The organism is Paenibacillus sp. HW567, assembly GCF_000374185.1.
Lineage (GTDB): Bacteria > Bacillota > Bacilli > Paenibacillales > Paenibacillaceae > Paenibacillus_AQ.
This window is the reverse complement of the sequence record NZ_KB910518.1, coordinates 3,888,774-3,901,421: the sequence shown is the minus strand read 5'-3', so window position 1 is coordinate 3,901,421 and position 12,648 is coordinate 3,888,774. Positions and strand designations below refer to the sequence as shown.

Annotated in this window: 11 protein-coding genes; 10 read left to right on the top strand and 1 reads right to left on the bottom strand. The window is 57.4% G+C overall.

Annotation, left to right across the window (positions count from 1 at the left end):
- Positions 1–73 precede the first annotated feature (73 nt).
- From B212_RS0117760 to B212_RS0117715, 10 genes are all read left to right on the top strand, one after another.
- Entirely contained in the window at positions 74–745 is a 672-nt protein-coding gene (locus tag B212_RS0117760) for a precorrin-8X methylmutase (RefSeq protein WP_019912308.1), read from the top strand.
- A gap of 47 nt (positions 746–792) precedes the next feature.
- Positions 793–2,166, top strand: a complete 1,374-nt coding sequence (locus tag B212_RS0117755; RefSeq protein WP_019912307.1) for a cobalt-precorrin-5B (C(1))-methyltransferase — start codon at positions 793–795, stop codon at positions 2,164–2,166.
- A complete protein-coding gene (cbiE, locus tag B212_RS0117750) occupies positions 2,159–3,385 on the top strand; it encodes a precorrin-6y C5,15-methyltransferase (decarboxylating) subunit CbiE (protein WP_019912306.1) in 1,227 nt (408 codons plus the stop codon). The genes B212_RS0117755 and cbiE overlap by 8 nt, the downstream gene beginning before the upstream one ends.
- 281 nt (positions 3,386–3,666) lie before the next feature.
- Positions 3,667–4,542, top strand: a complete 876-nt coding sequence (gene cobI, locus B212_RS0117745; protein WP_019912305.1) for a precorrin-2 C(20)-methyltransferase — start codon at positions 3,667–3,669, stop codon at positions 4,540–4,542.
- Positions 4,539–5,345 carry a precorrin-4 C(11)-methyltransferase gene (cobM, locus tag B212_RS0117740; RefSeq protein ID WP_019912304.1) on the top strand — a complete coding sequence of 269 codons (807 nt, stop codon included), beginning with the start codon at positions 4,539–4,541 and terminating at the stop codon, positions 5,343–5,345. Before cobI ends, cobM begins: the two co-directional genes overlap by 4 nt.
- Positions 5,338–6,453 carry a cobalt-precorrin 5A hydrolase gene (locus B212_RS0117735; RefSeq protein WP_019912303.1) on the top strand — a complete coding sequence of 372 codons (1,116 nt, stop codon included), beginning with the start codon at positions 5,338–5,340 and terminating at the stop codon, positions 6,451–6,453. The genes cobM and B212_RS0117735 overlap by 8 nt, the downstream gene beginning before the upstream one ends.
- Positions 6,446–8,089 carry a cobyrinate a,c-diamide synthase gene (locus tag B212_RS0117730; RefSeq protein WP_019912302.1) on the top strand — a complete coding sequence of 548 codons (1,644 nt, stop codon included), beginning with the start codon at positions 6,446–6,448 and terminating at the stop codon, positions 8,087–8,089. The genes B212_RS0117735 and B212_RS0117730 overlap by 8 nt, the downstream gene beginning before the upstream one ends.
- 170 nt (positions 8,090–8,259) lie before the next feature.
- Entirely contained in the window at positions 8,260–9,138 is an 879-nt protein-coding gene (locus B212_RS0117725; RefSeq protein ID WP_019912301.1) for an ROK family protein, read from the top strand.
- Between the two features lie 245 nt (positions 9,139–9,383).
- Positions 9,384–10,403, top strand: a complete 1,020-nt coding sequence (locus B212_RS0117720; protein ID WP_019912300.1) for an HRDC domain-containing protein — start codon at positions 9,384–9,386, stop codon at positions 10,401–10,403.
- A 107-nt stretch (positions 10,404–10,510) separates the two neighbouring features.
- A complete protein-coding gene (locus B212_RS0117715; protein ID WP_019912296.1) occupies positions 10,511–11,431 on the top strand; it encodes a 1-phosphofructokinase family hexose kinase in 921 nt (306 codons plus the stop codon).
- A gap of 81 nt (positions 11,432–11,512) precedes the next feature.
- On the opposite strand, the gene corA is transcribed toward B212_RS0117715, so the two are convergent.
- Complete coding sequence (corA, locus tag B212_RS0117710; RefSeq protein ID WP_019912295.1) at positions 11,513–12,448, bottom strand: magnesium/cobalt transporter CorA; 936 nt, start codon at positions 12,446–12,448, stop codon at positions 11,513–11,515.
- Between the last annotated feature and the right edge of the window lie 200 nt (positions 12,449–12,648).

The following is a 12,648-nucleotide window of genomic DNA, read 5'->3' as shown; positions in this document are numbered from 1 at the left end:
ATAGAGTGGAAAGCCGGATGGCCGTGCGCTTTGCTGTCCGTAGATGTTATCGTTGCAGAAAAGAGGGATAGACATGGAGTTTGGCACGGAATTTAAGCCGCTTACAGTGCAGCCGCAGGAGATCGAGAGCTTGAGTTTTCAGATGATTACCGAGGAACTGGGAGCGCATGATTTTTCTGCAATGCAGTATCCGGTGGTGCAGCGGATCATTCACGCCTCTGCCGACTTTGAGCTGGGACGGAGTCTGGTGTTTCATCCCAAGGCGATTGAAGCGGGCATTGCCGCTATTTTGCGGGGGGAACCGGTTATTGCCGATGTGCGGATGGTGGAGGCCGGGATCGCCAAGGAACGGATTCACAGATATGGCGGCGAGGTTAGAGTGCATATCTCTGATCCGGATGTTGTTGAGCAGGCGAAGGAGCTGGGGGCAACCCGCGCGATTCTCGCAATCCGCAAAGCCTGCGCCGAAGCGCCGGGCGGCATCTATGTGATCGGCAATGCGCCTACGGCGCTGCTGGAATTGATTCGTCTGGTAAAAGACGGGGCAGCGCGGCCGGGGCTTGTAATCGGCATGCCGGTTGGATTCGTATCTGCAGCGGAGTCCAAGGATGAGCTGCGCAAGCTGGACATCCCGTATATCACGAATATTGGACGCAAAGGCGGCAGCACGGTTGTTGTCGCGGCAGTCAACGCCTTGAGTCTGCTGGCTGTCCGCCAAGCGGCGGAATTGCAGAATCAGGGCTGATGCAGCTAATGAAAAAGAATTACATCTAATAGCAGCAAGGAGAGCTGATGGCCTTGGAATGTCAGAAGTCACTGGATTTGCCCGGGCTGAAAAGGTCTCAGGATTCGAAGCCAAGCCGCAGGGGCCAGAGTGCAGCGGAGCAGCAGAACAAGCAAGCGTTGCTGCCCTCCTCCGCGCTAACCAGCGGCGGGAGTGCCGGCAGTGCGTCAGCATCATGCAGCGGTACAGCTTCCGGCGGCCTTGGGGCTGCTGACGGTGTGCCGACACCGCCCAGCCCCAAGGCCACTGGCGTCGCCGGGGACCCCGGCATCGGCCAAGAATCCGCTGCCGCCAGTGCCCCGGCACCGCTGCGCAGGGGCTACACCACCGGCGCCTGTGCTGCCGCAGCCGCCAAAGGTGCAGCGCTTCTGCTCATCACAGGCGAGGCTCCGCAGACTGTGGAAATAAATCTGCCGGCAGGCTTCCGGCACACCTTCGAGCTGACCGGCTGGCAGCGATACGGCGAAACATGGGCGGTCTGTGCAACGGTGAAGGATGCCGGGGATGACCCGGATGCCACCCATCAGGCCAGGATTGAGGCGGCTGTAAGCTGGCGCGATTCTCCCGGCGTGGAGATTGACGGAGGCAAAGGTGTCGGGAGAGTCACCAAGCCGGGATTGCCGGTGGCGGTCGGGGAAGCGGCGATTAATCCTGTGCCCCGGCGCATGATTCAGGAGGCTGTGTCCGAGGTGCTGGAGGATCATGGTGCGGCCTTGGGGCTGCGGGTGGTGATCAGTGTGCCGGAAGGAGAAGCCATCGCGCGGAAGACACTGAATCCGCGGCTCGGCATTCTTGGCGGGATCTCTATTCTTGGCACGCGCGGCGTAGTGACGCCGTTCTCCACAGAGGCTTACAAGGCAAGCGTGGTGCAGGCGGTTTCAGTGGCGGCGGCGATGGGGAACAAGCATATTGTTTTGACCACTGGCGGCAGCAGTGAGAAATATGCGCAAGGCATGTTCGCCGCGCTGCCGGAGGAAGCTTTTATCCAAATGGGCGAATATGTAGGCTTCTCGCTGGAGCATGCCAAAGCCTATGGAATCACGAAAGTCACGCTCGTAGGCATGGCAGGCAAGTACTCGAAGGTGGCGCAAGGGGCCATGCTGATCCACTCCAAAAATGCGCCGGTAGATTTCGGCTTTCTTGCCCGGATAGCGGCGGAATCGGGAGCAGATGAGGGGCTGGTGCAGGAGATTGCCGCTGCCAATACAGCGTCCCAGGTCGTGGATCTGATGACGGAGGCCGGGAATGACGGTTTTTTTGAACAATTGTGCTTGCATGCCTGCCGGCATTGCCTGAAGCATATGAATGGGGATATGACCGTGGAGATGGTATTGATCACGATGAAGGGCCGAGTGCTGGGAAGGGCGGAAATTTGTGGCTGACATCATTTATATTATTGGCATCGGCGAGGACGGGGCCGGGGGGCTGACGCCGGACAGTCTGAGCAAGGTGCAGAGGAGCGAGGTGCTGCTCGGCGGGGAGAGGCAACTGTCTTTTTTCAGCGGCTATCAAGGCGAAAAAATCGTTCTGAAGAACGGTCTGAGGGCGTTTGCCGACAAGCTGGAGGAAGTGTGGAGAGAGCGGCGGACGGTGGTGCTGGCGTCGGGGGACCCGCTGTTCTTTGGCATTGCCGGGTATCTGGTCCGCCGGTTCGGGCCGGAGAATGTTGAGGTCATTCCGCATTACAGCAGCGTTCAGCTTGCTTTTGCGAGGCTGGGGGATAGCTGGCAGGATGCGGAACTGATCAGTCTGCACGGACGTCCGATCCGTGGTCTGGCGCAGCGGATGGACGGCAGGCACAAGATCGCACTGCTGACCGACGAGATCAATACACCGGCGGCAATCGGCGCTTATTTGCGCGAGTTCAAAATGACGGAATATGAAGCATTCGTCTGCGAGCGGCTGGGCGGGAGCGGGGAAATTTGCCGGTTCTGGGAGCTGGATGAACTGGAACAAGGGACCTTTGCCCCGCTGAATGTGGTCATTCTGCGGCGGAAGCCGGGAAGCGCACCCGCCGGGCGGCGCGGTTTCGCTTATCCGGACGAAGCTTTCCACCAGCGGCGACCGGAGAAGGGGCTGATCACGAAGCGCGAGGTGCGCGCGCTTGTCCTGTCGGAGCTGAATCTGGCCGAGGATGCGGTAGTCTGGGACATCGGCTCCGGCTCCGGCGCGGTAGCGGCGGAATGTGCGCGCATCGCCCGTCTCGGGAAGATATACGCCTTGGAAAAAGAAGCGGACAATCTGCCCAACATGGAAGCGAACCGCCGGAAGTTCCGCGCCGATTTCGAAATCATCCACGCCAAAGCCCCGCAGGGGCTGGAGCTGCTGCCGGACCCGGATGCAGTGTTTATCGGGGGCAGCGGAGGCGAACTGCGGAGCATTATTGCGCTCTGCGCCCGGCGACTGCGGCCGGAAGGGCGGATTGTCATCGGGGCGATTACGATTGAGACGCTGCATGCCGGTATGGAGGCGCTGAAGCTCGCGGGAATGGCAACAGAAGTAACACAGCTTCAGGCTTCACGCGGCAAGGCAATCCTTGGCATGACCCGGTTTGAGGGGATGAACCCGGTATACGTGATCAGCGGCCGCCCGGGGGAATAGGTTTATTTTGCGGAAGTACCCAAACCGTTAATTGCACTTCCTGCAACTAAAAAGGTGCTTTTTGGACACTATCACCAGATAATTGTATTTCGTACATTTATAAAGCTATTATCTGTGGAAAAGAGCAGCTTCCGCCATTTATAAATGTACAGAATGCAACAATCGCCGCCGATCTGTTCATTCGTATCCTTTTAGCTGCAGCAAATACATTTATTTTTACTATAACCGCCAGGGGTTCCTGGATCATATTTACATAACTTCAACATAAGGAGGGGAACGGGATGATGATGACAATGACTGAAACCGGAGGCGCGCCAGGACTGCGGCAGCAGCCTGTGAATGACCAGCCCAATACTGAAAAATTGTCCGCTGAAGCGGCAATGCAGGCCGCAAGCATTCTGTATGATGCTGTTGATGAGCACACGCCCGCACACAAAAAGCTGACTCCCCATGCCCTTGGTACCCTGTACGGTGTGGGTGTGGGGCCGGGTGATCCTGAGCTGATTACACTCAAAGCGTGCCGTTTGTTGCAGGAATGTCCGGTGATCGCCTATCCGGCAACCCGAAAAGGCGGGAAATCCTACGCCCAGGAAATTGTGGACATGCACGTCAATGCTGAAGAAAAAATCATGCTTGGGCTCGTATTCCCGATGACCAAAGATCCCGGGCAGCTTGCAAGCGGCTGGAACCGTACGGCGGAGCTGTGCTGGAAGGAGCTGGAGATGGGCAGGGACGTTGCTTTTGTGACGGAGGGCGACCCGAATCTGTATAGCACCTTTATTCACCTGGCCCGGCTGATGCAGGAGCTGCATCCCGGTGTGCCGATTGTTTCGATTCCGGGAATTTCGTCGGTGCTGGGCGCGGCGGCTGCGCTTGAACAGCCTTTGGCGGATGGTGACCAGCGGGTGGGGATTATCCCGGCTACGGAGGACCGTGAGGCCCTGAAGGAGGCGCTGCTCCAGCATGATACAGTGGTGTTTCTGAAGGTGGCCAAGGTGCTGGAGCTGGTGCTGGATGTGCTGGACGAGCTTGGGCTTGGCGGAAAAGCATCCGTCGTCACCAAGGTGACCTCTCCATATGAGACCGTGTGGCGGGATGCGCGTGAGCTGCGCGGCAAAGAGCTGGAATATTTGAGCCTTATGGTGGTGAGCAAATGACACAGACTGCGATGCTGGAAGCGAAGGTTTACATTGTAGGCGCAGGCCCGGGCGATCCCGAGCTGATTACGGTAAAAGGCAGCCGCATCCTGCGTTCGGCAGATGTTGTGCTGTATGCCGATTCGCTGGTCAGCGGGGAACTGGTCGCCAGTGCGAAACCGGGAGCCCAGGTGCTGCAAAGCTCGGGCATGGACCTGGAGCAGCAGGTGGAGCTAATGGCAGCGGCGGTACAATCCGGTAAAAGCGTGGCCCGTGTCCACACGGGCGATCCGTCCATGTACGGCGCCATTCTGGAGCAGATGTCGCTGCTGAAGCTTTGCGGTGTCAGCTATGAGATCATCCCGGGCGTCAGCTCCGTGTTTGCTTCAGCGGCGGCGCTGGGCGCGGAGCTGACGGTGCCGGAGCTGACGCAGACGGTGATCCTGACCCGCGCCGAAGGGCGTACGCCGGTGCCGGAGCGTGAGCAGCTCCGCCGCCTGGCGGAGCATCACTGCACCGTTGCGCTGTTCCTTAGCGCTTCCCTGGCGGGACAGGTGGCGGAGGAATTCCTTGCCGCCGGATGGAGCCCGGATACGCCGATAGCTGTCGTGAAGCGGGCCACCTGGCCGGACCAGCAAATACTGCGGACCACGGTGGCGAAGCTTGCAGATGATCTGCGCGAAGCAGGCATTACAATGCATGCGATGATCCTTGCGGGCTGGGCGCTGGACCCTGCTCTGATAGATCGTGACCAGCACCGCTCGAAGCTGTACGATAAGACATTCACCCACGGCTGCCGGGAAGGAATTAACCAGAATGGCTAACAGGTACGCGGCTGTCGCTATTACTAAGAACGGTATCCGGCTGGCGCTTAAGCTGGGCGGGCTGCTGCCGGATACAGAGGTCTATTGCAGCGCCAAGTACAGCGGAGAATTACAGCAGATTGGCGGTACGCGGCATGTGTTTGAGGGGCCGGTCAAAGAGCTGCTGCCGGAGCTGTTCCGGCGCTATGAAGGAATCATTCTGTTCTTCTCGCTGGGTGCGGCGGTAAGGCTGACAGCGCCGCTGCTCCGGGATAAAAGAACCGACCCCGCCGTCATCGTCATTGACGAGCAGGGAGAGCATGTTATCAGCATGCTCTCCGGCCACCTGGGCGGTGCCAACCGCCTTACGCGGGAGATCGCTGAGCTGCTGGACAGCCATCCCGTGATCACTACCGCCTCGGATGTGCAGGGAACCTTTGCGGTGGACCTGCTGGGCCGGGAATTCGGCTGGCGTGCGGACAGCTTCGCGCCGATGAAGACGGTCAGCGCCGCTGTGGTTAACGGGGAGGCGGTGGCCTTCCTGCAGGAGCGCGGCGAGCGCGGCTGGCTGCCGCCGGGAGCTGAACTGCCGGAGCATGTGCGGCTTTGCGGCAGCATGGCAGAGCTGCAGGAAACTCCCTTCAGCGCGGCGATTGTAGTCACTGACCGGCTGCTGACAGAACGGGAGACGGCAGCTTTGGGGGAACGGGCGGTAGTGTACCGTCCGCGCAGCCTGGTTCTTGGCATGGGCTGCAATCGCGGCACCTCGATGGAGGAGCTGGAAGCTGTAGTGCTGGAAACTCTTGCGGAGCTGAGGCTTTCGCTATTAAGCGTCCGCAATCTCGCCACCGCCGCGATCAAGGGGGACGAGGCCGGTCTGCTAGCCCTGTGCGGGAAGTATGGCTGGGAGCTGGTCTTATATTCACCGGAGCAGTTGAATACAGTTGCGCTGGAGCAGCCCTCGGCTACAGTATTCAAAGCGACCGGAGCCTACGGCGTCTGCGAGCCTGCGGCTCTGTTGTCCTCCGGTGCGAAGGAGCTTGTGCTGAAGAAGAAAAAAAGCGGCAATGCAACAATCGCTATAGCGAAGGTCCACTATGACGGAGCGGAGGGAGCAACAAATGAATGAACTGAGCGGACGACAGCAGCTACCAGCGTTTCGCCCCCGCTTCGTCGTCGCCGGTACAGGCAGCGGATCGGGCAAAACCACGGTGACGCTTGGCCTGCTGCGGGCTTTAGCCCGGCGCGGACTTACAGTGCAGGCCTTCAAATGCGGACCCGATTATATTGATCCGGCTTATCATGCTGCCGCAACGGGCCGTCCCGCACGCAACCTGGATTCCTGGATGACTTCGAGCAGCTATATGCTGGAGTATTTTTTGCGTTCCTCCGAGGAAGCCGATGTGTCGGTGATCGAGGGCGTTATGGGGTTATATGACGGCAAAGAAGCGACTTCGCTTACGGGATCAACGGCGGAGATTGCCATCCTTACCGGCAGTCCGGTGCTGCTGGTGGTGGACGTGCGCAGCATGGGCCGCAGCGCCGCGGCGATTGTGCTCGGCTTTCAGCAGCTTGAGCGGGATATCTCCATCGCTGCGGTAATCGTGAACCGCTGCGGGAGTGCCAGCCATTACCGGACGGTCAAAGCCGCGATTGAAGCCGCCTGCGGCGTTCCGGTCATCGGCTGGCTGGAGCGGGATCGCGGGCTGGATATCCCGGAGCGGCATTTAGGGCTGCTGCCCGCCGTTGAACGCGGCGAGCTGGAGCCCTTATTTGACCGTGCCGCCGATCTGCTGGCAGAGGGCACGGATCTGGATGCGCTGCTGGAGCTTGCTGCGGCAGCGCCCGCCTTGCACTATCCAGCGCCGGCTATGCCAATGCTGGGGGAGAATCAGCCCGGTGCCGCCGCCCCTGCTGACTGCCTGCCGGAAGCCGCAGGGCAAGCGCCGCTGGCGGTATTGCCAGCGGACACCGAAGCAGCCCGGCCAGCGAAAGCCGCGGCCTCAGCGCCGCTCCCGGCAACAGCCTTCCCGGGTGGCGGCTGCTCAGAAATGCGGCCTAATCCGCCTATGGATCGGATAGGTCGCAAATCTGCTGCAAATGACAGAGCGCCCGTCATTGCTGTTGCGCGCGATGCGGCGTTTAATTTCTATTACGCCGATAATCTGGAGCTGCTGGTCCGCGCCGGAGCGCAACTTGTCCCGTTCAGCCCGCTTAGCGGCGAAGACATTCCGCCGAATGCGGACGGCATCTACCTTGGAGGCGGCTTCCCGGAGGAATTCGCCGCCGGGATCGCTGCGAATTCGGCATTCCTGCGCGGCCTCAGGGCAGCGGCGGCGGCGGAAATGCCGCTGTATGCGGAATGCGGCGGCTATATGGTGCTGGCCCGCAGCCTCAAGGACCGCGCCGGGGCTGTGCATGCCATGGCCGGAATTATTCCCGCCCATACCGTCATGCAGGAGCGGCGCGCGGCCCTGGGCTACCGCGAAGTTACAGCGCGGGAGGATTGCCTGCTGCTGAAGCAGGGGGAAAGCCTGCGCGGCCATGAATTCCACTATTCCTTGATGAGACCTGTTGCCGGAGAGGGCTGGACCTATGCATATGATAGCAAAGGCAGGGGCGGCAGCCAGCCGGAGGGCTACTCCTGCGGGAATGTCATGGCTGCCTATGCACACATTCATCTGGCTTCGCATTTTCCGGCGGCAGTCCGGCTGGTAGAAGCGTGCCGAAGCTACAGTGAGAGCAAGAAAGGCATTCACTTATGAAATGAACAATAATAGGGCACTGTCAGCAAAACGAAGCGGAAAAAGGAAAACGGTATGTCAACCGCTTGTCACACAGCCTTCAGATACGTATAATAAGAGCAGGAGAACGCTTTATTACACGATGAGCCAACCTAAGGCTCGACGTTTTTGGGGAAGGGAGACTGCTTGCAATGAAAGTGTTGGGAGCGATTGAAGCAGGGGGAACAAAATTTGTATGCGGAATTGGAACTGAGGACGGCGCGGTAATCGACCGGGTCAGCTTTCCAACGACAACGCCTGAGGAAACGATGGGGCTTGTGCTGAATTATTTTAGCAGCAAAAAAGTGGAAGCTATCGGCATCGGCTCGTTCGGACCGATAGATCCGGTGATCGGCAGCCCGACCTACGGGTATATTACAACGACACCGAAACCATATTGGGGACAATATAATCTGGTGGGAACCGTAGCTGAGCACTTGAATGTACCCATCGGGTTTGATACGGATGTCAACGGTGCGGCACTCGGTGAATATACATGGGGCGCGGCTCAAGGGCTGGACAGTTGCCTTTATATTACAGTCGGTACAGGAATCGGAGCCGGTGCGGTAGTCGGAGGCAAGCTGGTGCATGGTCTGTCCCATCCCGAAATGGGGCATGTTTTTGTGCGCCGCCACCCGGAGGATACCTATGAGGGCTTCTGCCCCTATCATAAGGATTGTCTGGAAGGTCTCGCCGCAGGTCCGGCTATCGGCAGCCGCTGGGGCAAGCCAGCCGGTGAGCTGGCTCCGGATCATCCGGCCTGGGCGATGGAAGCCCATTATTTGGCCCATGCGCTGATGAATTACGTGCTCATTCTCTCGCCGCAGAAGATTGTAATGGGAGGCGGCGTAATGAAGCAGAGCCAGCTTTTCCCGCTGATTCACGCCGAGCTTCAAGAGCTGCTGGGCGGCTATGTGCAGCATCCTGCGCTCAATGAAGCCATAGGGAGCTACATCGTTCCGCCGCAGCTTGGCGACAACGCCGGACTATCCGGTGCAATTGGACTGGCGAAGCTGGCGCTGGCCCGGTAGTAATCTGTGTCTGTATAAAAAGAGATTGACTGTTTCTCCATAAATCGGTATTGTAAGCATTAACAGTATAGCATTTAAGAGGGAGCACCTCTTTCACGAATTCGTGGGAGAGGTGCTTTTTTTGTGCAAATATACGGATGTTTCACGCTGTACAGCACCTGGGCAGTCGGCCCGCCCGGGAAGCGGGAAACTCCGGTCAGCGCAAGAATCATGCATGCTGTAAGTCGAGGAAGGTAGGGATTGGAATGCAGATTGTGTTTATGAACCGGTTGTCCAGAATTTCCGGGGCGGACCACGAGGTATTTGCCCAGCTATGGATTGGGGAGGATGAGGGCATTTGGCATCTGGGCTGGCGCGATTTCGCCGGTACGGAGGAAAGGGGAGACAGCTTGTGGTATGAAGGCGGCTCCTGGAATGAATTATTATGTGTATACCGTCATGAGCTGGCTGTGAAGATGGGAGACGGCTACAGGCCGCTCATTGATGGCATGTTCCCTGAAGAGGACAGCTTGTCCGGCAGCCGGAGCCAGGAGCAGCTCAAGCTGCAATACTACAGCGAGCACTTTGGCAATGAAGCTGTCTATGACGAGCTGTGCGCCTGGCGGAGGGGCAAGGCTTCCAGTGAACGGAAGGCGCCTTATATTCTGGCCAGCAACCGTCTCCTGCGCATGCTCAGCACTTTTCTGCCCCGCACACCGGAGGAGCTGCTGCAAATTCCCGGTGTGGGTGAGGGCAAGGCCTCGCAGTATGGCGGAGATTGGCTGAATATTACCTCCGCAGCTCACCGGGAGATCAGCTATCCGCTGAACTGGGTGCATGCAGCCGTTGATGAGGACAGCTTTGTATCCTGGCAATATAAACAGAAAGAAATTAAGTACAAGAAGCAGCTTGAGCGTATGCGTCTGCGGAGAATGCTGCTGCAGGGAATTGAGGAGGGCCTGGGCATTGAGCAGCTTAAGGCGCTGAGCGGTGTAAGCCGCCGTGAAGTGCTGGAGGGTGTGGAGGAACTGGAAAAGGACGGCTATTCCGTGGAGAAGCTTATTGCCCATGAGCTGGGTAATGTTTCCCTTAGCGAGCAAGATAACATCTGGACCGCCTATGAACTTATGGGCGATGCCTTTCTGAAGCCTGTGCTTTACAAAGCGTATGGAGAAGCGTTCTCGCCCGCAGAAGGTCTGGATATGTACTATGAGCGTTTGCGGTTAATCCGCATCCGTTACCGTCGGGAGCAGGCGGTACAGTTAGGGCTTGCGACGAATCTATAGATAGCACTGACCCTTAAGGACGAATTCATGGTATTGTCCACCACTTTAGGAAAAAATAAAACAATGCAGTATCATACGTGTATACACTCAAAAAAGGAGATGTACCTATGATCGTAACGTTGACGGTTAACCCCAGCGTAGATGCCAGCACAAGTACCCAGCGGGTTGTCCCTGACAATAAGCTGCGCTGCCGGGAAGCTTCATATAAACCGGGAGGCGGGGGAGTGAATGTGTCGCGGGCGGTCCACAGATTAGGCGGCGAGTCCTTGGCTTTGTATGCATCGGGAGGACTGCATGGACAATTGCTGCATCACATGCTCGAACAGGAGGGCGTGAGCCATCAGGAGATACCGATTTCGGGGCAGACCCGGGAAAATCTGATTGTCGTGGAGGAATCCACCGGACAGCAGTTCCGGTTCGACATGCCGGGGCCGCATTTCGCGCAGGGCGATTGGATGCAGTGTCTGGAGCAGTTGAAATCGGTGGTGGTGACCCCAACTTATATTGTTGCCAGCGGCAGTCTGCCTCCGGGCTGTCCTGCGGATTTTTACGGCAGGGTGGTGGAAGCTGCCAAGCAGTGGAATGCCCGGGTCATCGTTGACACCTCGGGGGAAGCTCTGCAACTGGCTGCTGATGCGGGAGTTTATCTGCTTAAGCCGAACGTGCGCGAGCTTGAAGAGCTGACCGGGCGTGAAATCTCTGGTGATGAGGAGGTACAGGCGGCTGCGCTGGAGCTGATTGAGCAAGGCCGTACTGAAGTGGTCGTTGTTTCCTTGGGCGGCAGAGGAGCGCTGCTTATTACCAAAGACACCTGTGAACATATCCAGGCCCCTGAGGTTCCTGTGCTGAGTGTGGTGGGAGCAGGTGACAGTCTGGTGGGCGGATTGGTCTACAGCCTGGAACGGGGGTGGCCGCTCCGCAGGGCGGTTCAGTTCGGCGTTGCCTCTGGAGCGGCAGCAGTGATGAATCCGGAGCGGGAGCTGTGCAAACGCGAGGATGCGGAACGATTGTTCGAGCGTATGAAGTAACAGCAGCATACCAAAAAGACGAAGGCTTCCTTACCTTGCGGTAACCCGGAGCCTTCGTCCTGCATATTCGTACGTTTATGTTCATAGCCAATCCTTCTTGCGGAAAATAACCAGCATTCCGCAGCCGAGCGTCACCATGACGCCGATTACTCCATAATAGCCGTATTTTGAATGTGTCTCAGGAATATTTTCAAAGTTCATACCGTAGATACCGGTGATGACGGTCAGCGGCATGAATATCGTGGTAATGGCCGTAAATACTCTCATGATTTCATTGGCGCGGTTGGCGATACTGGATTGATAGGCTTCGCGCAAGTTGCCCATGAGATCGCGGTACGTTTCGAAGGTTTCAGAGATCTTGACCGCATTTTCATAAATATCGCTGAAATACTTCTGCAACTGGTCGTCGATGAGGCGGAGGTCTTTTTTGTTCAGCGTATTGATAACTTCCTTTTGCGGTCCGAGCATTTTCTTGAGCCAGAGAATTTCACTTCGCAGACCGATGATCTCGCTAAGATGCGATTTCTTGGTGTGCATCAGGATATCCTCTTCCAGCTTCTCAATCCGCGCTTCAATCCGGTCGCCGACGGAGAAATAATTGTCTACGACAAGGTCGATCAGCAGATACAGGAAACGGTCCGGCTCGCTGACCTCCTGCTCCCACAGTATGGGCTTCAGGACGCGCAGCTCATTGATCTTTTGCTTGGTGACCGTAATAATGAAATGTCTGCCCAGAAATATGTTGAGCGCACGGAGGAAAATTTCCTCATCATCAAAACGGATGCTGTTCACCACAATAAAATAATGACTTTCATAAATTTCAATCTTTGGACGCTGATCCTCTTCACTGAGGCAGTCCTCCACGGCCAGATCATGCAGATTGTACAAAGGCTGAAGCAGCTCCAGGTCCTCCACATCCGCATCAATCCAATAAAATCCTTCCGCAGGGGCGGTCAACGTTTCTTCAATGTCATCAACAGGCGTAAAAACCCCTGCGTTTACCAGCCGGATTTTCATCTGATTCCACTCCTTCTGTCCCTGATCTTCTCCAGGGATGTGCTAATTTAGCCACAGGGAAAAATCAGCTTGGCCGGTGGTACGATCAATGAAAAAGGCCAAATGATGGTTCGAGGGCATGAAGAAGAGACGCTCCCGCCGCCGGCAAGCTGATGTTAATCCTGTGTGGTTGTTCCTTCTGGACATTCAACTGCGAACTC

Bases quoted from the DNA above. Each gene is read 5' to 3' on its own strand.
- corA (WP_019912295.1), bottom strand. From the start codon at position 12,448: ATGAAAATCCGGCTGGTAAACGCAGGGGTTTTTACGCCTGTTGATGAC.
- cobM (WP_019912304.1), top strand. From the start codon at position 4,539: ATGACACAGACTGCGATGCTGGAAGCGAAGGTTTACATTGTAGGCGCA.
- B212_RS0117755 (WP_019912307.1), top strand. From the start codon at position 793: ATGGCCTTGGAATGTCAGAAGTCACTGGATTTGCCCGGGCTGAAAAGG.
- B212_RS0117725 (WP_019912301.1), top strand. From the start codon at position 8,260: ATGAAAGTGTTGGGAGCGATTGAAGCAGGGGGAACAAAATTTGTATGC.
- B212_RS0117735 (WP_019912303.1), top strand. From the start codon at position 5,338: ATGGCTAACAGGTACGCGGCTGTCGCTATTACTAAGAACGGTATCCGG.
- B212_RS0117720 (WP_019912300.1), top strand. From the start codon at position 9,384: ATGCAGATTGTGTTTATGAACCGGTTGTCCAGAATTTCCGGGGCGGAC.
- B212_RS0117760 (WP_019912308.1), top strand. From the start codon at position 74: ATGGAGTTTGGCACGGAATTTAAGCCGCTTACAGTGCAGCCGCAGGAG.
- cobI (WP_019912305.1), top strand. From the start codon at position 3,667: ATGATGATGACAATGACTGAAACCGGAGGCGCGCCAGGACTGCGGCAG.
- B212_RS0117730 (WP_019912302.1), top strand. From the start codon at position 6,446: ATGAATGAACTGAGCGGACGACAGCAGCTACCAGCGTTTCGCCCCCGC.
- B212_RS0117715 (WP_019912296.1), top strand. From the start codon at position 10,511: ATGATCGTAACGTTGACGGTTAACCCCAGCGTAGATGCCAGCACAAGT.